This window comes from Streptomyces sp. NPDC056296, from assembly GCF_042268605.1.
Classification (GTDB): Bacteria; Actinomycetota; Actinomycetes; order Streptomycetales; family Streptomycetaceae; genus Streptomyces.
Genome location: NZ_JBHJRX010000037.1, coordinates 15,653 through 39,892, shown reverse-complemented (window position 1 = coordinate 39,892; position 24,240 = coordinate 15,653). Strand labels below are relative to the sequence as shown.

General features: G+C 73.5%; 20 protein-coding genes and 1 pseudogene. 13 read left to right on the top strand and 8 right to left on the bottom strand.

The features are described 5' to 3' along the window. The first annotated feature begins 51 nt into the window (after window positions 1-51). The 8 genes from ACFCZF_RS25780 (at window position 52) to ACFCZF_RS25745 (ending at window position 11,418) form a co-directional block, all read left to right on the top strand. Window positions 52-945, top strand: coding sequence for an FAD binding domain-containing protein (locus ACFCZF_RS25780; protein WP_376673663.1), 894 nt, complete (start codon window positions 52-54; stop codon window positions 943-945). Continuing rightward, window positions 942-2,855 carry a 2Fe-2S iron-sulfur cluster-binding protein gene (locus ACFCZF_RS25775; RefSeq protein ID WP_376673662.1) on the top strand — a complete coding sequence of 638 codons (1,914 nt, stop codon included), beginning with the start codon at window positions 942-944 and terminating at the stop codon, window positions 2,853-2,855. The genes ACFCZF_RS25780 and ACFCZF_RS25775 overlap by 4 nt, the downstream gene beginning before the upstream one ends. Beyond that, window positions 2,852-5,170 carry a xanthine dehydrogenase family protein molybdopterin-binding subunit gene (locus ACFCZF_RS25770; RefSeq protein ID WP_376673661.1) on the top strand — a complete coding sequence of 773 codons (2,319 nt, stop codon included), beginning with the start codon at window positions 2,852-2,854 and terminating at the stop codon, window positions 5,168-5,170. Before ACFCZF_RS25775 ends, ACFCZF_RS25770 begins: the two co-directional genes overlap by 4 nt. A gap of 161 nt (window positions 5,171-5,331) precedes the next feature. Further along, window positions 5,332-6,009: an SUKH-4 family immunity protein gene (locus ACFCZF_RS25765; protein ID WP_376673660.1), complete on the top strand. Its 678-nt coding sequence runs from the start codon at window positions 5,332-5,334 to the stop codon at window positions 6,007-6,009. A 90-nt stretch (window positions 6,010-6,099) separates the two neighbouring features. Beyond that, a complete protein-coding gene (locus tag ACFCZF_RS25760) occupies window positions 6,100-7,548 on the top strand; it encodes an MFS transporter (protein WP_376673659.1) in 1,449 nt (482 codons plus the stop codon). A gap of 165 nt (window positions 7,549-7,713) precedes the next feature. Continuing rightward, window positions 7,714-9,510, top strand: coding sequence for a DEAD/DEAH box helicase (locus ACFCZF_RS25755; protein WP_376673658.1), 1,797 nt, complete (start codon window positions 7,714-7,716; stop codon window positions 9,508-9,510). Between the two features lie 302 nt (window positions 9,511-9,812). Beyond that, window positions 9,813-10,484, top strand: a complete 672-nt coding sequence (locus tag ACFCZF_RS25750; protein ID WP_375914595.1) for an IclR family transcriptional regulator — start codon at window positions 9,813-9,815, stop codon at window positions 10,482-10,484. A gap of 154 nt (window positions 10,485-10,638) precedes the next feature. Beyond that, window positions 10,639-11,418, top strand: a complete 780-nt coding sequence (locus ACFCZF_RS25745) for a S16 family serine protease (RefSeq protein ID WP_376673657.1) — start codon at window positions 10,639-10,641, stop codon at window positions 11,416-11,418. A 21-nt stretch (window positions 11,419-11,439) separates the two neighbouring features. Here ACFCZF_RS25745 and ACFCZF_RS25740 read toward each other — a convergent pair whose 3' ends face one another. The 5 genes from ACFCZF_RS25740 to ACFCZF_RS25720 are packed head-to-tail and all read right to left on the bottom strand — an operon-like array spanning window position 11,440 to window position 15,768. Then, window positions 11,440-12,432 carry a glycine betaine ABC transporter substrate-binding protein gene (locus ACFCZF_RS25740; RefSeq protein ID WP_376673656.1) on the bottom strand — a complete coding sequence of 331 codons (993 nt, stop codon included), beginning with the start codon at window positions 12,430-12,432 and terminating at the stop codon, window positions 11,440-11,442. Then, window positions 12,429-13,340 (bottom strand): ABC transporter permease, encoded by a 912-nt coding sequence (locus ACFCZF_RS25735; RefSeq protein ID WP_376673655.1) that lies wholly within the window; start codon window positions 13,338-13,340, stop codon window positions 12,429-12,431. The genes ACFCZF_RS25740 and ACFCZF_RS25735 overlap by 4 nt, the downstream gene beginning before the upstream one ends. Next, on the bottom strand, window positions 13,337-14,596 hold the full coding sequence (locus tag ACFCZF_RS25730) for a betaine/proline/choline family ABC transporter ATP-binding protein (protein ID WP_376673654.1): 1,260 nt from the start codon (window positions 14,594-14,596) through the stop codon (window positions 13,337-13,339). Before ACFCZF_RS25730 ends, ACFCZF_RS25735 begins: the two co-directional genes overlap by 4 nt. Continuing rightward, complete coding sequence (locus tag ACFCZF_RS25725) at window positions 14,589-15,236, bottom strand: ABC transporter permease (protein ID WP_375914607.1); 648 nt, start codon at window positions 15,234-15,236, stop codon at window positions 14,589-14,591. Before ACFCZF_RS25725 ends, ACFCZF_RS25730 begins: the two co-directional genes overlap by 8 nt. 40 nt (window positions 15,237-15,276) lie before the next feature. After that, on the bottom strand, window positions 15,277-15,768 hold the full coding sequence (locus ACFCZF_RS25720; protein WP_375914610.1) for an Lrp/AsnC family transcriptional regulator: 492 nt from the start codon (window positions 15,766-15,768) through the stop codon (window positions 15,277-15,279). Window positions 15,769-15,902: 134 nt separating this feature from the next. On the opposite strand from ACFCZF_RS25720, the gene hppD reads away from it, so the two are divergent. Continuing rightward, a complete protein-coding gene (gene hppD / locus ACFCZF_RS25715; protein WP_376673653.1) occupies window positions 15,903-17,078 on the top strand; it encodes a 4-hydroxyphenylpyruvate dioxygenase in 1,176 nt (391 codons plus the stop codon). Between the two features lie 65 nt (window positions 17,079-17,143). Here the strand turns inward: hppD and ACFCZF_RS25710 are convergent, their stop codons facing one another. After that, complete coding sequence (locus ACFCZF_RS25710) at window positions 17,144-18,556, bottom strand: tetratricopeptide repeat protein (protein ID WP_376673652.1); 1,413 nt, start codon at window positions 18,554-18,556, stop codon at window positions 17,144-17,146. Window positions 18,557-18,655: 99 nt separating this feature from the next. Here ACFCZF_RS25710 and ACFCZF_RS25705 point away from each other — a divergent pair, with 99 nt between their 5' ends. Further along, the gene (locus tag ACFCZF_RS25705) at window positions 18,656-20,092 is read left to right on the top strand and encodes an FAD-binding oxidoreductase (RefSeq protein WP_376673651.1); all 1,437 of its coding nucleotides are present in this window, start codon (window positions 18,656-18,658) and stop codon (window positions 20,090-20,092) included. Between the two features lie 13 nt (window positions 20,093-20,105). On the opposite strand, the gene ACFCZF_RS25700 is transcribed toward ACFCZF_RS25705, so the two are convergent. Next, complete coding sequence (locus tag ACFCZF_RS25700) at window positions 20,106-20,525, bottom strand: SsgA family sporulation/cell division regulator (RefSeq protein WP_376673650.1); 420 nt, start codon at window positions 20,523-20,525, stop codon at window positions 20,106-20,108. Between ACFCZF_RS25700 and ACFCZF_RS25695 the strand changes: the two are divergent. The 3 genes and pseudogenes from ACFCZF_RS25695 to ACFCZF_RS25685 form a co-directional block, all read left to right on the top strand. Then, window positions 20,455-20,901: pseudogene (locus ACFCZF_RS25695) on the top strand (DUF2510 domain-containing protein); the annotation flags it as partial. The gene ACFCZF_RS25700 and the pseudogene ACFCZF_RS25695 overlap by 71 nt on opposite strands. 474 nt (window positions 20,902-21,375) lie before the next feature. Beyond that, on the top strand, window positions 21,376-22,707 hold the full coding sequence (locus ACFCZF_RS25690; RefSeq protein ID WP_376673689.1) for an RDD family protein: 1,332 nt from the start codon (window positions 21,376-21,378) through the stop codon (window positions 22,705-22,707). 196 nt (window positions 22,708-22,903) lie between these two features. Further along, window positions 22,904-23,659 carry an RDD family protein gene (locus ACFCZF_RS25685; protein WP_376673649.1) on the top strand — a complete coding sequence of 252 codons (756 nt, stop codon included), beginning with the start codon at window positions 22,904-22,906 and terminating at the stop codon, window positions 23,657-23,659. Between the two features lie 27 nt (window positions 23,660-23,686). Here the strand turns inward: ACFCZF_RS25685 and ACFCZF_RS25680 are convergent, their stop codons facing one another. Continuing rightward, window positions 23,687-23,971: a hypothetical protein gene (locus ACFCZF_RS25680; RefSeq protein ID WP_375914630.1), complete on the bottom strand. Its 285-nt coding sequence runs from the start codon at window positions 23,969-23,971 to the stop codon at window positions 23,687-23,689. Window positions 23,972-24,240 lie beyond the last annotated feature (269 nt).

The window sequence follows — 24,240 nt, the reverse complement described above, 5'->3', positions numbered from 1 at the left end:
GTACGGCCACATGGGCGGGACCAGGTGGGACAGCGGGAAGGGGCAGTCGGTTTGACCACGCACGCACCGCAGGCGGCGCAGGCCGTCACGCTGCCCACGACACTGGACGAGGCCGTGGCGGCACTGGCCGCCATGCCCGCCGCCGTTCCGGTCGCGGGCGGCACCGACCTGATGACCGCCGTCAACTCCGGCCAGCTCAGGCCCGCCGCGCTGGTCGGCCTCGGCCGGATCAGCGAGATCCGCGGCTGGCAGTACCAGGACGGTCACGCGCTGCTGGGCGCGGGACTCACCCACGCCCGCATGGGCCGCCCCGACTTCGCCGCGCTCATCCCGGCCCTCGCCGCCGCCGCGCGCGCCGCCGGACCCCCGCAGATCCGCAACGCGGGCACCCTGGGCGGCAACATCGCCTCGGCCGCCCCCACCGGCGACGCGCTGCCGGTGCTGGCCGCGCTGGAGGCGACGCTGATCATCGCGGGCCAGGACGGGGCCCGCCGGGAGATGCCGGTGTCGCACCTGCTGGCCGGCATGGAGATGCTCCGCGCGGGCGAGCTGATCGGCTACGTGCGCGTGCCGCTGCTGCACGCGCCGCAGGTCTTCCTCAAGGCGACCGGCCGGACCGGCCCGGGCCGCGCGATGGCCTCCGTGGCGCTGGTCCTCGACCCCGCCCGGCGCGGGGTGCGGTGCGCCGTCGGCGCCATCGCGCCGATGCCGCTGCGCCCCCTGGAGGCCGAGCAGTGGGTGGCCTCCCTCATCGACTGGGACAACGGCCGCGCGATCGTCCCGGAGGCGCTGAGCGCCTTCGGCGAGTACGTCGCCGCCGCCTGCATCCCCGAAGCGGCCCCGGCCGAGGACGGCTCCGTACCGCAGCTCCCGCCGGCCGTACTGCACCTGCGGCGCACCGTCGCCGCGCTGGCCCGACGAGCACTGGGGAGGGCGCTGTCGTGACCGACGACCAGCACGGCGACCGGCACGGCGATCAGCACGCAGGGGGCACGCCCCCGAGCGGCGGACGCTGGGACCCCCTGCCCCAGGGCGACTACGACGACGGCGCCACCGCCTTCGTGAAGCTCCCCGAGGGCGGCGTGGACGCGCTCCTGGCCTCCGCCGACAGCCCGCTCGCCGCACCCGGGCACGGCTACGTGCCGCCGCAGATCACGGTCGCGCCCGCCACCACCGCCGGCACCGACCCGGCGGCCACCGGCACCTGGGCGATGCCGGCCGCACCCGTGGACGGCACGCAATGGCACGTCCCGGACGCGGGGCAGGAGCCCGCCGCTCACCAGGAATACGCCGAGTACCCGCGGCAGGACCCGTACGGCGGGAGCGCGCCGTACGACACGAACGCGCCGTACGACGTGCACGCCGGGCAGAGCGACCGGTTCACGTACCGGCCCGGGGCCACCGGTCAGTGGGACTTCTCCGAGGCCGCGGCCGCGGACGGCACCGTGCGCGAGCCCGATGCCGCGTCCGGCCAGGACATGACCGGCCAGGACATGACCGGGCAGGACGTGACCGGCCAGTGGTCCATCCCCGTCGCCGACGGCGACCTGCCGGACGAGTCGGGCGAGTTCACCCAGTCGTCCCTGGCCGAGCAGTGGGGCGGCACCGCACCGGCCACCCTGCCCGGCGGCGCCCCCGCGCCCTGGGCGACCCAGCCGGCCGGACAGCCGTGGGACGACCGCGCGGCCGAGGCCGCACCTGGCGGCGAGGAACGGCCGTCCGCCGCGGCCACCTCCGCACCCGGGGCGCCCGAGCCGGCGACCGGTCCGTACGCCGAAGCGCCCGCGGAACCCACCACGGAGACCGGCCCCTCGGCGTCTGCTGCCGCCGACGGGACGGTGACCGACGAGCCCCAGGGGGCCGAGGAGGCCTTCGAGGGGTCCGCAGAGCCCCCCGCGGACACCGGCGAGAACGTGGCGGCGAAATCCGTCCCGGAGGCCGCGGAGGAGCCCGTGACGGGCCCGGCACCGGCCGCCTCGCAGGAGCGCGAGCCGGTGCGGGAGCCGGAGCCGGAGGCCGGGCATGAGCGGGACCGGCACCGGGATGCGGAGCCCCGCACCGCCCCCCGCACCGAATCCGAACCTGCCGCCTCCGGGGCCGGCCCTGCCGCCTCCGAGACCGACCCGACCGCCTCCGGGGCCGATGCCGCCCCGGCCGCCCCCCAGGAGCGGACCCCCGCCGGTCCGAACGAGGAGCACCCCCTCGCCTCGTACGTGCTGCGCGTCAACGGCGCCGACCGGCCCGTCACCGACGCCTGGATCGGCGAGTCGCTGCTGTACGTGCTGCGTGAGCGGCTCGGCCTCGCGGGCGCCAAGGACGGCTGCTCGCAGGGCGAGTGCGGCGCCTGCAACGTGCAGGTCGACGGACGGCTGGTCGCCTCTTGCCTGGTCCCGGCCGTCACCAGCGCCGGCAGCGAGGTGCGTACGGTCGAGGGCCTCGCCGCCGACGGGCGGCCGTCGGACGTGCAGCGGGCGCTCGCCCGGCGCGGTGCGGTGCAGTGCGGCTTCTGCGTGCCCGGCATGGCGATGACCGTGCACAACCTCCTGGAGGGCAACCCGGCGCCGACCGAGCTGGAGGCCCGGCAGGCCCTGTGCGGCAACCTCTGCCGCTGCTCCGGCTACCGGGGCGTCCTGGAGGCGGTCAAGGAGGTCGTCGCCGAGCGCGAGGCGCACGCCGCCGCCGACGCGGCGGAGACGGACACCGACGAGCCCCGTATCCCGCACCAGGCGGGTCCGGGCGCGGGCGGCGTCAACCCGTCGGCGTTCGAGTCCCAGGGACCGCCGGGGGCGCCGGACACACCGGGACCGCACGACCAGCCCTACGGTGAGAACGGCCAGGACGGAGGCCACGCGTGAGCAACGACGCCGTGACTGCGGAGGCCGCGGGAACCGATGAGGCGACCCCCGTCCCCGAGCCGATCCCGCACGGCCTCGGCGCGTCCCTGCCGCCCGCCGACGCCCGCGCCAAGACGGAGGGCACCTTCCCCTACGCCGCCGACCTGTGGGCCGAGGGCCTGCTGTGGGCGGCCGTCCTGCGCTCGCCGCACCCGCACGCGCGCATCGTGTCCATCGACACCACCCACGCGCGCGAGATGCCCGGCGTACGGGCGGTCGTCACGCACGAGGACGTACCCGGCGCCCCGCTGCACGGACGCGGCGGCCGGGCCGACCGCCCGGTGTTCGCCTCCGAGGTCGTACGCCACCACGGCGAGCCCATCGCCGCTGTCGCCGCCGACCACCCGGACACCGCGCGGATGGCCGCCGCCGCCGTCATCGTCGAGTACGAGGCGCTCGACCCGGTGACCGACCCGGAGCAGGCCTTCGAGGCCGAACCGCTGCACCCCGACGGCAACCTGATCCGGCACATCCCGCTGCGCCACGGCGACCCGGACGCGGCCGGCGAGGTCGTCGTCGAGGGCCTGTACCGCATCGGCCGCCAGGACCCGGCGCCCATCGGCGCCGAGGCGGGCCTCGCGGTGCCGCGCCCGGACGGCGGCGTGGAGCTGTACCTGGCCTCCACCGATCCGCACGCCGACCGCGACACGGCCGCGTCCTGCTACGGCCTGACACCCGAACAGGTGAAGATCGTCGTCACCGGGGTGCCCGGTGCCACCGCGGACCGCGAGGACCAGGGCTTCCAGCTGCCGCTCGGCCTGCTGGCGCTGAAGACCGGCTGCCCGGTGAAACTGACCGCCACGCGCGAGGAGTCCTTCCTCGGCCACGTCCACCGGCACCCCACCCTCCTGCGCTACCGCCACCACGCGGACGCCGAGGGCCGGGTGGTGAAGGTCGAGGCGCAGATCCTGCTCGACGCGGGCGCCTACGCCGACACCTCCTCCGACGCCCTGGCCGCCGCGGTGGCGTTCGCCTGCGGCCCGTACGTCGTCCCCAACGCCTTCATCGAGGGCTGGGCCGTGCGCACCAACAACCCGCCCTCCGGCCATGTGCGCGGCGAGGGCGCCATGCAGGTGTGCGCCGCGTACGAGGCGCAGATGGACAAGGTCGCCAAGAAGCTCGGCCTGGACCCGGCCGAGGTGCGGCTGCGCAACGTCCTGGCCACGGGCGACGTGCTCCCCACCGGCCAGACGGTCACGTGTCCCGCCCCCGTCGCCGAACTCCTCCAGACGGTCCGCGACTTCCCGCTCCCCGCGCTGCCCAAGGACACGCCCGAGGACGAGTGGCTGCTGCCCGGCGGCCCCGAGGGCGCGGGCGAGCCGGGCGCGGTGCGCCGGGGCGTGGGCTACGGCATCGGCATGGTGCACATGCTGGGTGCCGAGGGCGCCGACGAGGTCTCCACGGCCACCGTGAAGGTCCAGGACGGCGTGGCGACGGTGCTGTGCGCGGCGGTCGAGACCGGCCAGGGCTTCACCACCCTGGCCCGGCAGATCGTCCAGGACACCCTCGGCGTCGACGAGGTGCAGGTGGCGCCCGTCGACACCGACCAGCCCCCGGCCGGCGCGGGCTGCCGGGGCCGCCACACCTGGGTGTCGGGCGGCGCGGTGGAACGGGCGGCCAAGATGGTCCGCACCCAGCTCCTCCAGCCCCTGGCGCACCAGTTCGGGATGTCGACCGAGCTGCTCCAGATCGCCGACGGCAAGATCACCTCGTACGACGGCGTGCTGTCGACGACGGTCGCCGAGGCGCTGGACGGCAAGGAACTGTGGGCCACCGCCCAGTGCCGCCCGCACCCGACCGAGCCGCTGGACGAGGCGGGGCAGGGCGACGCCTTCGTCGGCATGGCCTTCTGCGCGATCCGCGCGGTGGTGGACGTCGACATCGAGATCGGCTCGGTACGGGTCGTGGAGCTGGCCGTCGCGCAGGACGTGGGCCGGGTGCTGAACCCGGCCCAGCTGACCGCCCGGATCGAGGCGGGCGTGACCCAGGGCGTCGGCATCGCGCTGACGGAGAACCTCCGCACCCCGCGCGGCCTGATCCGCCACCCCGACCTGACCGGCTACGCCCTCCCGACCGCGCTCGACGCCCCGGACATCCGGATCGTGAAGCTCGTCGAGGAACGTGACGTGGTCGCCCCCTTCGGCGCGAAGGCGGTCAGCGCGGCCCCGGTGGTGGCCTCCCCGGCGGCCGTCGCCTCCGCCGTACGCGCGGCCACGGGACGCCCGGTGAACCGGCTCCCGATCCGCCCGCAGGCCGCGGTGGTCACCGGCAACTGAGCCGCCCGCGCGTGTGAGGCAACGGGTGAGGCGTCCGGGGCGTCCTACCGGGCGAACGGCTCCCGCACGCGGGCGCGTTGTCAGTGGCGGCGCGTAGTCTCCGCAGGAGTGGGAACGGCAGCCGCCGGCGCACGGGCGGACACACATTCTCGGGGGAGACGATGCACGCGGTCACCAGTGGGACGACGACCATGCCCGGCCCGGCGGCGGACGCCCGTGCGGTGCCGTCGCTGGTGACGCGGGTCCGCCTCGCGACGTCGGTGGAGGACCCGCGGTGGACGCGTGGCGCCGCACGGCGGGCCCAGGGAGGCGCCGAAAGACCGTCCCTGTGGAACACGTCCACCCTGATGAGCTGCCTGCTCCTGACGGCGGGTCACCGCGCCGCGTCGGGCTCCCTCCAGGACCTGCCGACGCGGTTCCTGGACCGCGAGTTCGGCCGCGGCCGGGTCACGCGTTTCGAGGACGTCGACTTCCCGGGGACCCTCCGGCACGAGCCCACCCGCCGCTTCCTGCGGGAGACGGGCCTGCCCGAGGACGCCCACCCCTTCCGGCTGGACCGGGACGCGGACGGCCCACCGCTGCCGACACTGGCCGAGTACTGCGAGGAGTTCCCCGGTCACCGGGTCCCCGACCGCGCGGACCACCTCGTACGCCTGGGCCGGCTGGCGGACGGGGATCACGTGGTCGTCGACGGCACGACGGGCGCCGTCCTGACCTGGCGGACGCCCGACGGCACCTTCCGCCCACTGGTGTCGGACGTCTCCGCCCTGGCCCTCACCCTCTGGGCCCTGCGCCGCGCGGCGCTGCTGGAGGCCGTGGCGGGGATCGAATCCGCGTAACGCGAACGGGCGGTCGTACGACCAAGGTCCCGGTCCCGCACCGCCTCCCGACAGGGGTCAAAGCGGTCTGCGGCCCTTACTCTGGCGACCATGACCGTCCCTGAGCCCCGCGACACCGATGTCGCCGTCCCCGCCGTCGGCCCCACCGCGCCCGACGAGACCGTGCTGAGCCGCGCCTACCGGGCGCTCAGCATCGGCATCGTCTCCGTGATCGTGCTGATCGCCTTCGAGGCGACGGCGGTCGGCACGGCGATGCCGGTGGCGGCGCGGGAGCTGGACGGGGTGTCGCTGTACGCGTTCGCGTTCTCGGGGTACTTCACGACGAGTCTGTTCGGGATGGTGCTCTCGGGTCAGTGGTCGGACCGGCGGGGGCCGCTGGCGTCGCTGACCGCCGGCATCACCGCCTTCGCGGCCGGGCTGGTGCTGTCCGGGACGGCCGGGGCGATGTGGCTGTTCATCCTCGGGCGGGCCGTGCAGGGGCTCGGCGGCGGACTGGTGATCGTCGCCCTGTACGTCGTCGTCGGGCGGGCCTACCCCGAGCGGCTGCGGCCCGCGATCATGGCGGCGTTCGCGGCGGGCTGGGTCGTCCCGTCGATCGTCGGCCCGCTGGCGTCCGGCGCGGTGACCGAGCACCTCGGCTGGCGCTGGGTGTTCGTCGGCATCCCGGTGCTGGTCGTCTTCCCGCTGGCGCTCGCGCTGCCGCAGATACGCAGCCGCGCGTCCGGCGCCGTAGGGGGAGGGGACGCGGCGCCGGCCTCCTTCGACGGCCGCCGCATCCGCCTAGCCCTCGCCATCTCGCTGGGCGCGGGCCTGCTCCAGTACGCCGCCCAGGACCTGCGCCCGGCCTCGCTGCTGCCCGGTGCGGTGGGCGTGGCGCTGCTCGTCCCGGCCGTCCTCGGGCTGCTGCCGCGCGGCACCTACCGGGCGGTGCGCGGACTGCCCTCCGTCGTGCTGCTGCGCGGCGTCGCCGCGGGCGCCTTCATCGCCGCGGAGTCCTTCGTCCCGCTGATGCTGGTCACGCAGCGCGGGCTCAGCCCCACGATGGCCGGGCTCTCGCTGGCCGCGGGCGGGGCCACCTGGGCCCTGGGCTCCTGGTTCCAGTCCCGGCCGCGCCTCGAACCCCACCGCGAGCGCCTGATGGCCCTCGGCATGGCCCTGGTCGCGGCGGCCATCGCCACGGCACCGAGCGTGCTGATCGACGCCGTGCCCGCCTGGACGGTGGCCGTCGCCTGGGGCTTCGGCTGCTTCGGGATGGGCCTGGTGATCTCCTCCACCAGCGTCCTTCTGCTCAAGCTCTCCGCCCCCGAGGAGGCCGGCACCAACTCCGCCGCCCTCCAGATCTCCGACGGCCTCTCCAACGTCATCCTGCTGTCGGTCGGGGGAGCGGCCTTCGCCGCCCTCGGTGGCGGCACGGTCAGCCACGCGGCCACGGAGGCCTCCGGCGGTTCACATCCGGCGGCCTTCGCGGCGGTGTTCCTGCCGATGGCGGGGGTGGCGCTGGTGGGGGCGTGGGTGGCCACGCGCGTGCGGGGGCGGTGAGCGCCGCGACAGCGAAGTCGCGAGGACCGTGTGTCGGCTGCGACGGCTGTGACCTCCGTCCCACCCGGGGGTGACCCGCCCCGGTGGGCGCGTTGATCGCGTCCGGGCGCCGGTAGGGTGGCCCGGTTGTCATACGTGGCCGACCGCTCTACCCCCTCGGAGACCGTGACTACCACCGCCAGCTCCAGCACCTCGCACCACCTGTCCCCGGCCTTCCCCGGCCGCGCCCCGTGGGGCACCGCCAGCAAGCTGCGGGCCTGGCAGGAAGGGGCGATGGAGAAGTACCTCCAGGAGCAGCCCCGGGACTTCCTGGCGGTCGCGACCCCGGGCGCCGGAAAGACGACCTTCGCCCTGACGCTCGCGTCCTGGCTGCTGCACCACCACGTCGTGCAGCAGGTGACCGTCGTCGCGCCGACCGAGCACCTGAAGAAGCAGTGGGCGGAGGCCGCGGCCCGGATAGGGATCAAGCTCGACCCGGAGTACAGCGCGGGCCCGCTCAGCCGCGAGTACCACGGCATCGCCATCACCTACGCGGGCGTCGGCGTCCGCCCCATGCTGCACCGCAACCGCGTCGAGCAGCGCAAGACCCTCGTCATCCTCGACGAGATCCACCACGCCGGTGACTCCAAGTCCTGGGGCGAGGCCTGCCTGGAGGCGTTCGAGCCGGCCACCCGACGGCTCGCCCTGACCGGTACGCCGTTCCGCTCCGACACCAACCCGATCCCCTTCGTGGCGTACGAGGAGGGCAACGACGGCATCCGGCGCTCCGCCGCCGACTACACCTACGGGTACGGCTCCGCGCTCTCCGACGGCGTCGTGCGTCCGGTCATCTTCATGAGCTACAGCGGCAACATGCGCTGGCGGACGAAGGCCGGCGACGAGATCGCCGCCCGGCTGGGCGAGCCCATGACCAAGGACGCGGTCAGCCAGGCCTGGCGCACCGCCCTCGACCCGCGCGGTGAGTGGATGCCCGCCGTGCTGCGCGCCGCCGACCAGCGGCTGACCGAGGTCAGGAAGGCCATCCCGGACGCCGGCGCCCTCGTCATCGCCGCCGACCAGGACTCCGCCCGCGCCTACGCCAAGCTGATCCGCGAGATCACCGGCGACAAGGCCACCGTCGTACTCTCCGACGACACCGGCGCGTCCAAGAACATCGACGACTTCAGCGCGAGCACCGACCGGTGGATGGTCGCCGTCCGCATGGTGTCCGAGGGCGTCGACGTGCCCCGCCTCGCCGTCGGCGTCTACGCCACCACCATCTCCACCCCACTCTTCTTCGCCCAGGCCGTAGGCCGCTTCGTCCGCTCCCGGCGCCGCGGCGAGACCGCCTCCGTCTTCCTCCCCACCGTGCCCGACCTGCTCACCTTCGCCAACGAGATGGAGCGCGAGCGCGACCACGTCCTCGACAAGCCCAAGAAGGAGGGCGAGGAGGACCCGTACGCCGAGTCCGAGAAGGAGATGGACGAGGCGAACCGGGAGCAGGACGAGGACACTGGCGAGCAGGAGCAGTTCTCCTTCGAGGCGCTGGAGTCCGAGGCCACCTTCGACCGGGTCATGTACAACGGCGCCGAGTTCGGCATGCAGGCCCACCCGGGCAGTGAGGAGGAGCAGGACTACCTCGGCATCCCCGGGCTCCTCGAACCCGATCAGGTGCAGCTGCTGCTCCAGAAGCGGCAGGCCCGGCAGATCGCGCACAGCCGCAAGAAGCCCGACGAAGAGGCCGACCTGATCGAACTGCCCGCCGAACGCCGCCCGGTCGTCTCGCACAAGGAGCTGATGGAGCTGCGCAAGCAGCTCAACACCATGGTCGGCGCCTACGTCCACCAGAGCGGCAAGCCGCACGGCGTGATCCACACCGAACTGCGCCGCGTGTGCGGCGGCCCGCCCAGCGCCGAGGCCACCGGCGGACAGCTGCGCCAGCGCATCGCCAAGGTGCAGGAGTGGGCCACCCGCATGAAGTGACGGGTGGGGCGTGGGCGCTGCCCGCGTGCGCTGTACGTATCAGGACAAACACAGGTAGTCCACACCGGCCATCGCCCGGATTCTGGACGGAGCCTTCCGCTGAGCGAACCAGGTCGCTACTGTCCCGCTACGCACACGCCCCGTGGCAGCGCCGCCGCGGAGCGCAGCCGTGAAGCGACTGGGCCCGGGCACAAGGCCGGGCCGTCAGCCGATCGGCGGCCTCTGAAGCGCGTCACTGACGGGACTCGGTGACGCAATCCCGCTTGGAGGGCCGCCGACCTCACCACTAAGGAGTGGGCGTCGTGACCGCGGAGACCTCTCAGACGCTCGACCGGGGACTGCGCGTCCTCAAGCTGCTGGCCGATACGGACCACGGGCTGACCGTCACCGAGCTATCCCACAAACTGGGCGTGAACCGGACCGTCGTCTACCGGTTGCTCGCCACGCTGGAACAGCACGCGCTCGTACGCCGTGACCTGGGCGGCCGCGCCCGAGTCGGACTCGGGGTACTGGGCCTGGGCCGCCAGGTGCACCCACTCGTCCGCGAGGCGGCCATGCCGGCCCTGCGCTCACTGGCCGAGGACATCGGGGCGACGGCACACCTGACGCTGGTGGACGGCGCGGAGGCCTTGGCCGTGGCCGTCGTCGAACCCACCTGGACCGACTACCACGTCGCCTACCGCGCGGGCTTCCGGCATCCGCTGGAGCGGGGGGCCGCCGGCAAGGCGATCCTCTCCGCGCGGCAACAGGTACAGCCGCAGCCGCAGCCTGCCGGTGACGTGGTGGAGGGGCCCGGGTACACCCTGACCCACGGCGAGCTGGAGGCCGGCGCCTGCGGGGCCGCCGCGCCGCTGCTCGGGGTGACGGGGGTGGAGGGCAGCGTCGGCGTGGTGATGCTGGCCGACGTGGTGCCGGAGCGGGTGGGGACGCGGGTGATGGAAGCGGCCCGGGAGGTGGCGGAGGCGTTGCGGTGACGTCCCCGCGCCGCTGCGGGCAGTCGTGCCGCTGGGGCGGCACGGGTGGGCGCAGCGGCGCCCCGTCACGCCGGGCCGCGCGACCCACCCGGCCCGAGCACCGACGCGGAGTACCCACAGCCGGGGCGCAGCCCTGTCGCGTTAGATTGACCCCGTGCTCTCTCGTCTCACGCGCCCCCAGGCCCTCGCCGTTTGCGGTCTCCCCGTCGTGGCGCTGCTCGCCACCGCCGTGTTCGCGCCGTTGCCTTTCTCCGTGGCGCAGCCGGGGCTGACGGCCGACGTGCTGGGGCAGAACCAGGGCGCCCCGGTGATCACGATCAAGGGTGCGCCCACGCACGAGACGAGCGGGCAGCTGCGGATGACGACCATCGAGGCGACCGGCCCCGACGCGAGCGTGAAGCTCGGGGACGTGCTCGGCAGCTGGTTCGACACCGACCGGGCGGTCATGCCGCGCGACGCCGTCTACCCGAGCGGCGACGACGTCAAGGAGATCGAGGAGTACAACGAGGAGCAGATGCGGGAGTCCCAGGACGCGGCGACCACCGCCGCGCTGGCCCACCTGGACCTCGACGAGGCGGACGTCGACGTCGACCTGCGCCTGGAGGACGTCGGCGGCCCCAGCGCCGGACTCCTCTTCTCCCTCGGCATCGTCGACAAGCTGGGTGCCGGCGACCTCACCGGCGGCAGGGTCGTCGCCGGTACCGGCACCATCAGCACCGGCGGCAAGGTCGGCGCCGTCGGCGGTGTGCCGTTGAAGACCCAGGCCGCCCGGCGGGACGGGGCCACCGTCTTCCTGGTGCCGAAGGCGGAGTGCTCGGACGCGCGGGCGGAGCTGCCGAAGGGGCTCAGGCTGATCCCGGTCACCACCCTGAAGGGCGCGGTCGACTCGCTGGAAGCCCTGGAGACGGGCGAGGGCAAGGTCCCCGCCTGCTGAGGTGAGGGTGGGCCACCGAGGTCAGCCCTCCGTCACGAAGCCCTTCTCGATCATCCAGTCCAGTGCCACCTGGTGCGGGTCCTCGCCGTCGACGTCGACCTTCGCGTTCAGCGTCCGCGCCACGTCGTTGTTCAGTGCCTTGGTGACCGGAGCGAGGACGTCGGCGATCGCCGGCCACTCCTTCAGGACGTCCGTGCGGACCATCGGCGCCGCGTTGTAGTTCGGGAAGAAGTTCCTGTCGTCCTCCATCAACACCAGGTTCATCGACTTGATCCGCCCGTCGGTGGTGTACACCTCGCCGTAGGTGCACGCGCCGTCGGCCGTCTGCGTGTAGATGATCCCGGTGTCCATCTCCGTGACGTTCCCGGCCGGGATGTCCATCCCGTACGCCTTCTCCATGCCCGGCAGCCCGTCCGCCCGGTTGGCGAACTCGACCTCCACGCACAGCGTCACCGCGGCCGGGTCGGACTTCGACAGCTCGGCCACCTCCGACAGGGTCTTCGTGCGGTACTTCTTGTAGTTGGCCTGATTCATCGCGAGCGCGTACGTGTTGTTCAGCTCGGCCGGCAGCAGCCAGGTCAGTCCCTTCTTCAGGTCCTCCTCGCGCACGGCCTCCCACTGCTCGCGCGGGTCGGCGATCGGCTCGGCGTGCCCCAGGTACGTGATCCAGGCGGTGCCCGTGTACTCGTACGTGGCGTCCGCGTCGCCGTTCTCCACCGCAGCCCGGGTGCCGACGGAGCCCTGGATGCCGGTGCGGTCGAGCACCTCCGCGCCGGCCGCCTGGAAGGCGATGCCCATGATCGCGCCGAGGATCAGCTGCTCCGTGAACTGCTTGGACACGACGGTCAGGTCGGCGCCCTCCAGCGGCCGGCCCTTCCCGATCGTGCCGGGCCCGACGTCGTCGACCATCGGGGAGCCGCTGGTCAGCCCGCAGCCGGAGGCCGCCACCAGCAGCGCCGCCGTCACCAGCCACGTACGGCGTCGCCCGCCTCCCGTACCGGGGCGCGTGCTCATGTCCTCACCTCCAGGCCGCGCGGCCGCAGCAGCATTTCGGCGAGTGAGGCCAGCCAGTCCACCAGCAGCGCGAGGGCCACGGTGAGGATCGAGCCGAGCACCAGCACCGGCATCCGCTGGCTGGTGATCCCGGTGGTGATCAGCACGCCCAGCCCGCCGCCCCCGCCGAAGACGGCCAGCGTCGCCGTACCGACGTTGAGGACGAGGGCCGTGCGCACGCCGGCCAGGATCAGCGGGACGGCCAGCGGCAGCTCCACGCGCGTGAGCACGCCCAGTGGGGACATGCCGATGCCGCGGGCCGCCTCCAACAGGGTCGGGTCGTTGGCCTTCAGACCGGCGATGGTGTTGGAGAGCACCGGCAGGACGGCGTAGATGATGATGCCGATCAGGGCGGCCCGGCGGCCGATGCCCAGCCAGATCACCAGCAGCGCCAGCAGGCCGATCGCCGGGGTCGCCTGGCCCATGTTGGCGAACGCCATCGCCACCGGCGTGGCCTTCCGGAACATCCCGCGAGTGAGCAGGATGCCCAGCGGGATCGCGATGATCAGCACGAAGAAGGTGGAGATCACGGTCAGCTGGACGTGCTGCCACAGCGCCTGGGTGACCTGCCCGTCCGACAGGGCGTTCCGGCTCAACGCGTCCAGGTCGGCCTGCCGGAACCACAGCCAGGTCGCCAGCAGTACGGCGACCAGGACCGCGGGCAGGAAGGTCAGCTTCCGCCAGCCGACCCGCCGCCTCGTCGCCGCCGGGGACGGCGGGCGCGGCTCCTGCTCCACCTCGTCCTCGTCGTCGTAGGCGGTCCCCCCGGTCTCGCGCTCGCCCTCGGGCTGCCGACCGGATGAAGAGCCGGACGACGGACCGGATGAGGAGCCGGAAGAGCCGGATGGCGGCCCGGAAGTGCTGCTCACGCCTTCGCCTCCCCTCCGAAGCCCTCCTGCTCGGCATGGGTCTGCTCCGCCCGGGCCTCCGCCAGGTCGTGCTGGTGCTCCAGCGCGTCCAGCCGGTCGGCCTCCAGCAGTTCGTGCACGGAGTTCAGCAGCGTCTCCATGTCGACGACGCCCTCGTACTCGCCGCGCCGCCCGGTGACCGCGACCCGCCCCGTGTTGTCCGTGAGCACCGCCTCCAGCGCGTCCCGCAGGGTCGCGTCCCGGGTCACCGTGTCGTGGACCAGCGTCCCGGCGCGCGCCAGCGAGCCCTTGGCCCGCATCAGGTCGCCGCGCCTGAGCCACTTGTAGGGGCGGCGGCGCCGGTCGAGGAGCAGGATCTCATTGGTGCCGGCCGCCCGCAGCGCGTTGAAGATGTGCTGGAGCGGGTCCTCCACGGTCACCGTCGGGTAGTCGGTGATCCCCACGTCCCGTACGCGGGTCAGGTTCAGCCGCTTCAACGCCGCCCCGGCGCCCACGAAGCCGGAGACGAAGTCGTCCGCCGGGTTGGTGAGGATGGCCTCCGGGGTGTCGAACTGGGCGATGTGGGAGCGCTCGCGCAGCACGGCGATCCGGTCGCCCAGCTTGATCGCCTCGTCGAAGTCGTGGGTGACGAAGACGATCGTCTTGTGCAGCTCGTGCTGGAGCCGGATCAGCTCGTCCTGGAGGTGGTCCCGGGTGATCGGGTCGACCGCGCCGAACGGCTCGTCCATCAGGAGTACGGGAGGGTCGGCGGCCAGCGCCCGCGCCACGCCCACCCGCTGCTGCTGGCCGCCGGACAGCTGGCGCGGATAGCGGCCGTGGAACTCCCCGGCGTCGAGACCGACCAGGTCGAGCATCTCCTCCACCCGCGACCGGATCCGCGCCTTCGACCAGCCGATCATCTTCGGTACCAGCGCGATGTTCTGGGCGACGGTCATGTGCGGGAAGAGGCCGGAGGCCTGGATCGCGTAGCCGACCTTGCGGCGCAGCTTCACCGGGTCGATGTCGGTGACGTCCTCGCCGTTGATGCGGATGCGTCCGCCGGTGGGCTCGATCAGCCGGTTGATCATCTTCAGGGTGGTCGACTTCCCGCAGCCCGAGGGGCCGACGAAGATGACCGTCTCGCCGGCCTTGATCTCCATCGACACGTTCTCGACGGCCGGCTGCGGATTGCCGGGGTAGCGCTTGGTGAGGCAGTCCAGTTCGATGGTCGCTCCGGTGGCGGCACTGCGGCCGGTCGTCCCGGTGGTCTCAGACACGGATCCCCCTCGGAATGGTCAGCCGTCCGAGCAGGACGTACGCGGCGTCGAACAGCAGCGCCAGGACGATGATGCCGAGCGTGCCCGCGAGGACCTGGTTCAGCGCGTTCTTGCTGCCCAGCGAGGCGATCCCGCGGAAGATCTCGTTGCCGAGCCCCGGCCCGGAGGCGTAGGCGGCGATCGCGGCGATGCCCATCAGCATCTGCGTCGAGACCCGGATGCCGGTGAGGATCGGCGGCCAGGCCAGCGGCAGCTCCACCCTCAGCAGCCGGGCCACCCGCGACATCCCGATGCCCGTCGCGGCGTCCACCAGCGCCGGGTCCACCCCGCGCAGGCCGACGATCGCGTTGCGCACGATCGGCAGCAGCCCGTACAGGACCAGCGCGGTCACCGTCGGCGGCACGCCCAGCCCCACGATCGGGATGAGCAGGCCGATCATGGCCAGCGACGGGATGGTCAGGATCGTCGACGTGGTCAGCGTCGCCAGGTTCCCCGCCCACTCGCTGCGGTAGGTGACGACGCCGATCAGGACCCCGATCAGCGTCGCCACGACCATGCACTGGAAGACGGCGCTGGCGTGCTGGTAGGCGTCGGTGAGCAACTGCTGGTGGCGGCTGCCCAGGAACTCCCAGAAGTTCACCGCCGCTCACCTCCGGGTCGGGCCGGCCGGGAGGCCGGTCTCAGTCGCGTCCGCCGCTGTCCTCGCTGTCCGCGGCCGCCTGCTCCACCAGCGGGATGATCCGCAGCGGAACGGGGTTCTCCATGACGATCGCCGTGGAGGCCCGGACGATGCCATCAAAACCGACAACCAGGTCGATCACACGCTGGAGATCGGCGTTCGAGCGGGCCACCAGCCGGCACATCATGTCGCCGGTGCCGGTGGTGGTGTGCAGCTCCAGCACCTCCGGCACGGTCGCCAAGTGCGCCCGTACGTCGGCACCTTGGCCCTGCCGGATCTGGAGCGTGGCGAACGCGGTCACCGGGTAGCCGAGCGCCGCCGGGTCCACCTCGGGGCCGAAGCCGCGGATGACTCCGTTCGACTGAAGCCGGTCCAGCCGAGCCTGCACGGTGCCGCGCGCGACGCCGAGGCGCCGGGACATCTCCAGCACGCCGATCCGCGGCTCCCGGGCCAGCAGCCCGATGATCCGCCCGTCCAGTCGATCGATCGCCATGCCCGTGCCCTCCCGGCCGGTAACCCTGGTCATCCTGTACAGATCGCCCGCCCCTACCGCCGTATCACTGGTCAGGTTGCCCAGTGAAGACGCAAACTATTGCGCACCTTGCAGACGCGGGAGACCCTGCGGCTATGACGCAGACCACACACCACACTCCCGACACCGCCCGGCAGGCCGACCCCTTCCCGGTCAAGGGAATGGACGCGGTCGTCTTCGCCGTGGGCAACGCCAAGCAGGCGGCGCACTACTACTCCACCGCCTTCGGCATGCGGCTGGTCGCCTACTCCGGACCGGAGAACGGCAGCCGGGAGACCGCGAGCTACGTCCTGGAGAACGGCTCCGCCCGCTTCGTCCTCACCTCGGTGATCAAGCCCGCCACCGAATGGGGCGACTTCCTCACCCGGCACGTGGCCGAGCACGGCGACGGCGTCGTCGACCTCGCCATCGAGGTCCCCGACGCGCGCGCCGCCCACGCCTACGCCGTCGAGCACGGCGCCCGCTCGATCGCCGAGCCGTACGAGGTCAAGGACGAGCACGGCACCGTCGTCCTCGCCGCCATCGCCACGTACGGCGAGACCCGCCACACCCTCGTCGAGCGCACCGGCTACGACGGCCCCTACCTGCCCGGCTACGCCGCCGCCGAGCCGATGGTCGAGCCGCCCTCCCCCACTGCTAAAGGCGTGGGAGGTACCCCCATGCGCACCTTCCAGGCCGTCGACCACTGTGTCGGCAACGTCGAACTCGGCCGCATGAACGAGTGGGTCGGCTTCTACAACAAGGTCATGGGCTTCACGAACATGAAGGAGTTCGTGGGCGACGACATCGCCACCGAGTACAGCGCGCTGATGTCCAAGGTGGTCGCGGACGGCACCCTCAAGGTGAAGTTCCCGATCAACGAGCCCGCGGTCGCCAAGAAGAAGTCCCAGATCGACGAGTACCTGGAGTTCTACGGCGGCGCGGGCGTCCAGCACATCGCGCTGAACACCAACGACATCGTGGCCACCGTACGCACGATGCGGGCGGCCGGCGTCCAGTTCCTGAGCACCCCCGACTCGTACTACGACACGCTCGGCGAGTGGGCGGGCGAGACCCGGGTGCCCGTGGAGACGCTGCGCGAGCTGAAGATCCTCGTCGACCGCGACGAGGACGGCTACCTGCTGCAGATCTTCACCAAGCCGGTCCAGGACCGCCCGACCGTCTTCTTCGAGATGATCGAACGGCACGGCTCGATGGGCTTCGGCAAGGGCAACTTCAAGGCCCTGTTCGAGGCGATCGAGCGCGAGCAGGAGAAGCGCGGCAACCTCTGAGAACCGCCAGGGGCGACGGAGGCGGGGCGCCGCCGAGGGCTTCGGAGGCGGGGCACCGCCAGGGGCTACCGGGGCGGGTCCTCCACGGAGGGCTCGCCCAGCTCCGCCAGCGCCCGCTCCGCCTCCGGCGCCCGCAGCGGCGAGAAGTGCGGGTTGATCATCAGCGCCTCCCGCAGATGCCGCCGCGCGGGCCCGTACCGCCCCAGTTCCTTCTCGATCACGCCCCGGTGGAATACGTTCAGCGCGCTGCGCACCCCGCCGCCCTCGTCGCCGTCGGTCGCGATCGTCGCGAACTCCAGCGCCTCCTCGTCCTCACCGGCCCGGTGCAGCGCCCAGCCCAGCGCGTCGGCCACCGCGATCCCCGGCTGCCGCCCCCACTCGGTCCGCAGCCGCCGCACCGCCGACGCGGGGTCCCCGTGGTCCGCCTCGAACCGCCCCAGCACCAGCTCCTCGTCGGCCCCGGCCGCCTCCGCGCCCCGCACCCGCGCCCGCAGCAGGTCGTACTGCACCCGCGCGGCCTGGTCCAGCCCCAGCGACTCGTACAACTCACCCAGCTCCAGCGCGTACTCCGGGCTCGGCCGCTTGGCCAGCGCCGCCTGGTACGCGGTCAGCGCGTCCGTCGTCCGGCCCAGCGCCGCCAGCGCACGCGCCTGCCCGGCCTGCGCGGCCCGCTGGTCGGGATCGGTGCGCAGCGCCTCCTGGAAGAACCGCAGCGCCTCCCGACGGTCCCCGCGCTCGAACGCCAGCCGCCCGGCCTGCTCCAGATACGCCGCCCGCTCGGCCGGCGCCTCGGCGGCCGCCGCCGCGTCGGAGATCTGCGCCGCCGCGTCCTCCCGCCAGCCCCGGTCCCGGTAGACGGCCGCGGCCCGCGCCCGGACCGCCGGGGTTCCCGGGCGCAGCTCCATCACCTTGTCCAGGGCCCGCCCCACGCCCTCGTGGTCGCCGAGACCGGTGTAGGCGTCGATCAGCACCGCGTGCGCCGTCCACCGCTTCGGCGCCGCCTTCGCCGCGCTCTCGCCCCACTTCTTCGCAGCGGGGAAGTCCCGCCGCGCCACCGCCAGCGCCGCCAGCCCCTCCAGGGCCTGCGGGTTGCGCTCCGCCCCGACCTTCAGCGAGGTGCGCAGCGCCTTCTCGGCCTTCGGCCAGTTCGCGGTGTCCGCCGTACGCCGGCCCTGCTCGACGTACGCCGCCCCCAGCACCGCCCACGACACGCCGTCCAGCGGATGCGCCCGCAGGTGGGTCTCGCGGTCGCCGATCAGCACGGCCAGGTCGGGCAGCGCGGCCGGCACGCCCGTGGTGACCGCCCCGCGCGCCAGCGCCGCCGGCCCCGGCGCGGGCGGGGGAGCGTCGCCGCCGTCCCAGGGCAGCAGCACCAGCACCCCGCCGAGCGCGACGGTCCCGGCGACGGAGGCGATCAGCACCCGGCGCCCGCGGCGTGAGCGCCACCCGTGTTCGGTAACCCTCTTCATGACCTCCATGGCGCTTACTGTGCGCCAATACGACGAGCACACCGGGGCTTGCGCCGGGTGCCGTCGACGGGGTTCACACCGATGGCCCCCGGGTGCGAACCTCCGATCATGAGCCGTATCGAAGCGCCTCGCGACAATGACGACGCAGCCCACGAAGCCGGAGCGGTCACGGCGGCCTCCGGCACCCTCGTCGACCGGCTGCTCGCCGGCCTGCCGGCCGAGTCCGTCCTCACCGACCCCGACGTCACCATCTCCTACGCCAACGACATGGCGAGCTTCTGCCCGGCCGGCGCCCCCGCCGCGGTCGTCCTGCCGCGCACCGTGGAGGAGGTCCAGCACGTGATGCGCACCGCCACCGCGCTGCGCGTCCCCGTCGTCCCGCAAGGCGCCCGCACCGGCCTGTCCGGCGCGGCCAACGCCACCGACGGCTGCGTGGTCCTCTCCCTGACGAAGATGGACCGCATCCTGGAGATCAACCCGGTCGACCGCGTCGCCGTCGTCGAACCGGGCGTCATCAACGCCACGCTCTCCCGCGCGGTGAACGAACACGGCCTGTACTACCCTCCCGACCCCTCCAGCTGGGAGATGTGCACCATCGGCGGCAACATCGGCACCGCCTCCGGCGGCCTGTGCTGCGTCAAGTACGGGGTGACCGCCGAGTACGTCCTCGGCCTCGACGTCGTCCTCGCCGACGGCCGCCTGATGTCCACCGGCCGCCGCACCGCGAAGGGCGTCGCCGGGTACGACCTCACTCGCCTCTTCGTCGGCTCCGAGGGCTCCCTCGGCATCGTCGTACGGGCCGTCCTGGCCCTGCGCCCCAAGCCGCCCGAGCAGCTCGTGCTGGCCGCCGAGTTCGCCTCCGCGACCGCCGCCTGCGACGCGATCTGCCGGATCATGGAGGGCGGGCACGTGCCGTCCCTCCTCGAACTGATGGACCGTACGACCGTCAAGGCGGTCAACGACCTCGCCCACATGGGTCTGCCGGAGACCACGGAGGCCTTGCTGCTGGCCGCCTTCGACACCGCCGACCCGGCCGCCGACCTCGCCGCCGTCGGTGCGCTGTGCGAGGCCGCGGGCGCCACGCAGGTGGTCCCGGCCGACGACGCGGCCGAGTCCGAACTCCTCCTCCAGGCCCGCCGCCTGTCCCTCACCGCCCTCGAAGCGGTCAAGGGCACGACGATGATCGACGACGTGTGCGTGCCCCGGTCCCGGCTCGGCGACATGCTGGAGGGCATCGAGCGCGTCGCCGCGAAGTACGACCTCACGATCGGCGTCTGCGCCCACGCGGGCGACGGCAACACCCATCCCACCGTCTGCTTCGACGCCCAGGACCCGGACGAGTCCCGGCGGGCCCGCGAGTCCTTCGACGAGATCATGGCCCTCGGCCTGGAACTCGGCGGCACCATCACCGGCGAGCACGGCGTGGGCGTCCTGAAGAAGGAGTGGCTGGCGCGGGAGATCGGCCCGGTGGGCCTGGAGATGCAGCGGGCGATCAAGCAGGCCTTCGACCCGCTGGACATCCTCAACCCGGGCAAACTCTTCTGACCGCTTCTTCCCGTCACCGGGCGAGCAGCTCGGCCAGCCCGTCGTCGATGCCGAGCTGCCCGCCCTCGGTGCCGGGCGGCACCGCGCGCAGCGTCCGCTCCAGCCAGGCCGACACCTGCGCCGTCGGCGCCTCCAGGAGGGCGTCACCGTCCGGGCTGCTCAGCGCCATCAGCACGACGCTGCGGCCCTCCGCCTTCGACGGCCACACCCGCACGTCCCCGTGCCCGCACGGCCGGAACACCCCCTCCACCAGCAGATCGCGGGCGAACGTCCAGTGCACCGGGTGGCCGGAGTCGATGTGGAAGGTGATGGGGACGGCGTAAGGGTCGTCGGCGTGGTAGCCGAGCAGGGCCGGTACCGGGATGCCGCGCTCGGGCGACAGGATGAGCCTCAGCTCCAGTTCGCGTTCCACGACGGTGGTGTTGGGGTGCATGGCGGGGTTGTCCTCTCTCGTACGGGTCCGCACGGGCCGCCTGGAACGGGCCCGCACGAGTGAGAGCGGCCGGGGCCGCGAGCGTTACGCGGGTTCGCGGAACTTTTTCCCCACCTCTGTCCCGGGTGTGAAGGTCCATGCACGAGGTTGCCCGGAAAGGGGTGGGTCCGGCGGGACCGGCGGTGCGGATTGCGCCCGTCTGATAGATGTTGAGCCCCCATATCAACCCCCGAGCAGATACGGGACGACGGACATGAGCGCCCCAACCCCGGCCCCCGGCGACGACAGGCCCCGCGAAGGGTATTACCCGGACCCGTCCATTCCTGGATATGTCCGGTACTGGAACGGCGCCTCCTGGGTGCCGGGCACCAGCCGGCCCGCCCCCAAGGACGGCGAGTCGCTCGCGCCGCCGCCCGGCGCGCGGCCCTCCGTCGAGGAGACCGGCCCGCACTTCTTCGACGAGGACCCGGTCGAGGAGCCGCCCGGCGCCGCCTCCCAGCACGGCAGCCGCCCGGAACCCGCGACCGCCTGGGGCGCCGACCGCTCCCGCCAGTCCGGCTTCGCCGACGATCCGAACCACCGCGTCGCCTGGCCGGGCACCGCCCAGGGCGCGGACCCGAGGGTCCCGCACGCCCAGGGCGCGCGGCCGGCCGGGGGAGCGGCGGCCGAGTCCGGCCCCGCCGACGCGGGCAGCGGCTCGGCCCGGCCGGGTTCCGGCGCGGGCGGGGTGGGCGGTGGCGCCCAGGCCGGGCATGCCCCTGGCGGTCCCGCTGGTGCTGGTGCTGGCGCGGTGGGCGGTGCTCATGCCGGGCATGCTTCTGGCGGACCTGCTGGTGCTGGTGCTGGCGCGGTGGGTGGTGCTCATGCCGGGCATGCTTCTGGCGGACCTGCTGGTGCTGGTGCGGGCGCGGTGGGTGGTGCTCATGCCGGGCATGCTTCTGGCGGTCCCGCTGGTGCTGGTGCTGGTGCGGGCGCGGTGGGTGGTGCTCATGCCGGGCATGCTTCTGGCGGTCCCGCTGGTGCTGGTGCTGGTGCGGGGGCGGCGAGTGGCGCCCCGGCCGGGGCCACCGGTGGCGGCTCCGTACCCGGGGGCACCGCGGGCGGCGGCCGGTCCGCCGACGCCCGGTCCGCGCAGGCCGACGACGCCCGCTCCGGGCGGTCGGGCGCCTCGGAGGGGACCGCGTCCGGCGAGGCGGAGGCCGGGTCGGGCAACACCTTCGTCTTCCGGCGCCCGACGGCCGGGTCCCAGGGCGCCCAGGGCGCCCAGGGCGCCCAGGCCTCGGGTGCCTCGGACGGCGGTGCCGCCGCCGACGAGGGCACCATGACCTTCCGCGCGATCTCCCCGCGCGCCGGCGGCCCCGGCTTCAACGCCGGGAAGGCCGCCGCCGCCCGAGCGGCGGCCACGCAGGCCCCCGCGCCCGCCGCCCCTGCCGGTCCGCAGCAGACGGGCGGCCCAGCCGTCCCCCACCAGGCCGCCGCCCCGCAGCCCGCCACCCCGCAGCCCGCCGCCCCCCTGCCTGCCGCCTCGCCGCAGCAGCCCGCCGCCTCGGCCCCGCTCGCGCCCGGCCCCGGCGGCGGTCAGTCCTCGTGGGCGCAGCAGGTGCACCGGCTCGCCGGTGCCGGCGGGGACGAGCAGCCCGTCGCGCCCTGGAAGCCGCCGGTCGAGGACGTGTTCCAGGCCGCCGCCCGGCGCCAGGCGGCGGCCCGCCCCGCCGGGCTCGGCAAGCGGCTGGCCGCCCGGCTGATCGACACCGTGGTCCTCGCGGGCGTCACCGCCGTGGCCGCCGTACCCCTCGGCGGCAAGGCGCTCGACCACGTCAACGGAAAGATCGACGAGGCCAAGCTCTCCGGCGAGACCGTCACGGTATGGCTGCTCGACGGCACGACGTCCACGTACCTCGGCATCGTCCTGGCCGTCCTGCTGCTCTTCGGCGTCGTCTACGAGGCGCTGCCCACCGCCAAGTGGGGCCGCACCCTGGGCAAGAAGCTGCTCGGCCTGGAGGTGCGGGACATCGAGGCCCACGAGCCCCCGTCCTTCGGCGCGGCCCTGCGCCGCTGGCTGGTGTACAGCGTCCCCGGCCTGTTGGTCGTGGGCGTGGTCGGCGTCGCGTGGTGCCTGTTCGACCGCCCGTGGCACCAGTGCTGGCACGACAAGGCGTCCCGCACGTTCGTCGCGGGCTAGCTCGGCGGGAGGCGGGGCGCCCCTTGAGGCGCGTGCAGTGGACGCGCCCCATAAGGGGCGCGGGGAACTGCGCGACCAGCCCCCACCCACCCGCAGCCGACCGCGACGAACCCTCGGCCCCGCCGCCGGAGGCCCCCGTACTCCGGACGGCGGCTCGCCGGATGCGCCGTCGGGAGGTTCGCGGTCGACTCGGGCCATGAGCAGTGAACCGCCCCCCGGCTCCGGCGGGCAGCCGCCGGAAGACGACCCGTTCAGGAAGCGTCCCTCGTCCCCTGGGCCGGGCCCGGAACCCGGCCCCGGCGAGGGCGGCACGGGCTCGCCGTACGACAACCCGCCCCCGCCTCCCGGTGGCGGAGGCTCCCACGGCGTCCCGCCTCCCGGTGGCGGCGGCCCCTACGGTGCTCCGCCTCCCGGTGGCGGCGGACCTTACGGCGCCCCGCCCCCCGGCGGAGGCGGACCCTACGGCGGTGATCCGTACGGCGGCGCCCCCGATCCGCTCGCCGGCATGCCGCCGCTCGCCGACAGCGGACGCCGCACGCTCGCGCGGATCATCGACATGATCCTCGTGGGTATCGTGGTCTGGCTGCTCAGCTGGGCCTTCAACGTCCAGGAGTACCAAGTGGACGGCGACGAGGTCGAGATCGGCAAGTCGTTCGGGCAGTCGCTGATCGCCGCCGTGCTCTACATCGCCTACGACACCTACATGACCGCCAAGACGGGCCAGACCCTGGGCAAGAAATGGCTCGGCCTGCGCGTGGCCAACCTGGACAACGGCGCCACGCCCTCGGTGCAGACGTCGCTCATCCGCGCCCTGGTGCTGTGGATCCCGTTCGCCTTCTGCTGCGCCTGTGTCTGGACGATCATCGCGGGCGGCTGGAGCTTCTTCGACCGGCCCTACAAGCAGGGCCTGCACGACAAGGCCGCCAAGACGGTGGTGGTCAGCGCCCGCTGAGACCGCTGAGCCCCTGGAAGACGAGTGTCAGGCGGCGCGGCCGCGGGCCGGTTCGCGAGCCCCCGCGGAGACCCGGGCCGCCGGCACCGGCTCCTGGGCCGCGGTCGGCCTGCGGGCCGGCTCGGCGGTCACCGTGCGCGTCCTGGGCAGGGGGACCGTCATGGCGACCAGCAGCCCGAGAGCGAGCGCCGCGACGACGATGACGGTGATTCCGGGGCCCGAACTCGTCTGTGACAGCAGCAGCATGGCGAGCGTCGAGAAGATCACGGTGCACGAACCGTAGGCGAACTGTGCGGCAGTCGGACGGGGCATGGCCATCGTGTCCTCGGAAGACAATCTGGGGGTGAGACCGGCTGTCGGCCTGGCTTTCCGCCGGCTTCCGGGCGTTCCGCCAAGCGACTCTAACCCGCTGTGTGCCCGAGTGGAACCAGCAGTAAGCATGACCTAACCGACACGACCGATGCACGGGGGGCGCACGGATTCATGACGTCCGGGAAGTGGACGGTCCCGCGCGCCCGTCGGAGGGCGCCACGGCGGCCACCGCGACCACAACGGTCACGATTCGGTGTCCGCAAAGCGAA

What these genes read in the sequence shown, in the direction of transcription:
- ACFCZF_RS25710 (WP_376673652.1), bottom strand. Translation starts at nt 18,556, where the DNA reads ATGGAGGTCATGAAGAGGGTTACCGAACACGGGTGGCGCTCACGCCGC.
- ACFCZF_RS25765 (WP_376673660.1), top strand. Translation starts at nt 5,332, where the DNA reads ATGCACGCGGTCACCAGTGGGACGACGACCATGCCCGGCCCGGCGGCG.
- ACFCZF_RS25700 (WP_376673650.1), bottom strand. Translation starts at nt 20,525, where the DNA reads ATGCACCCCAACACCACCGTCGTGGAACGCGAACTGGAGCTGAGGCTC.
- hppD (WP_376673653.1), top strand. Translation starts at nt 15,903, where the DNA reads ATGACGCAGACCACACACCACACTCCCGACACCGCCCGGCAGGCCGAC.
- ACFCZF_RS25685 (WP_376673649.1), top strand. Translation starts at nt 22,904, where the DNA reads ATGAGCAGTGAACCGCCCCCCGGCTCCGGCGGGCAGCCGCCGGAAGAC.
- ACFCZF_RS25720 (WP_375914610.1), bottom strand. Translation starts at nt 15,768, where the DNA reads ATGGCGATCGATCGACTGGACGGGCGGATCATCGGGCTGCTGGCCCGG.
- ACFCZF_RS25740 (WP_376673656.1), bottom strand. Translation starts at nt 12,432, where the DNA reads ATGAGCACGCGCCCCGGTACGGGAGGCGGGCGACGCCGTACGTGGCTG.
- ACFCZF_RS25760 (WP_376673659.1), top strand. Translation starts at nt 6,100, where the DNA reads ATGACCGTCCCTGAGCCCCGCGACACCGATGTCGCCGTCCCCGCCGTC.
- ACFCZF_RS25680 (WP_375914630.1), bottom strand. Translation starts at nt 23,971, where the DNA reads ATGCCCCGTCCGACTGCCGCACAGTTCGCCTACGGTTCGTGCACCGTG.
- ACFCZF_RS25705 (WP_376673651.1), top strand. Translation starts at nt 18,656, where the DNA reads ATGAGCCGTATCGAAGCGCCTCGCGACAATGACGACGCAGCCCACGAA.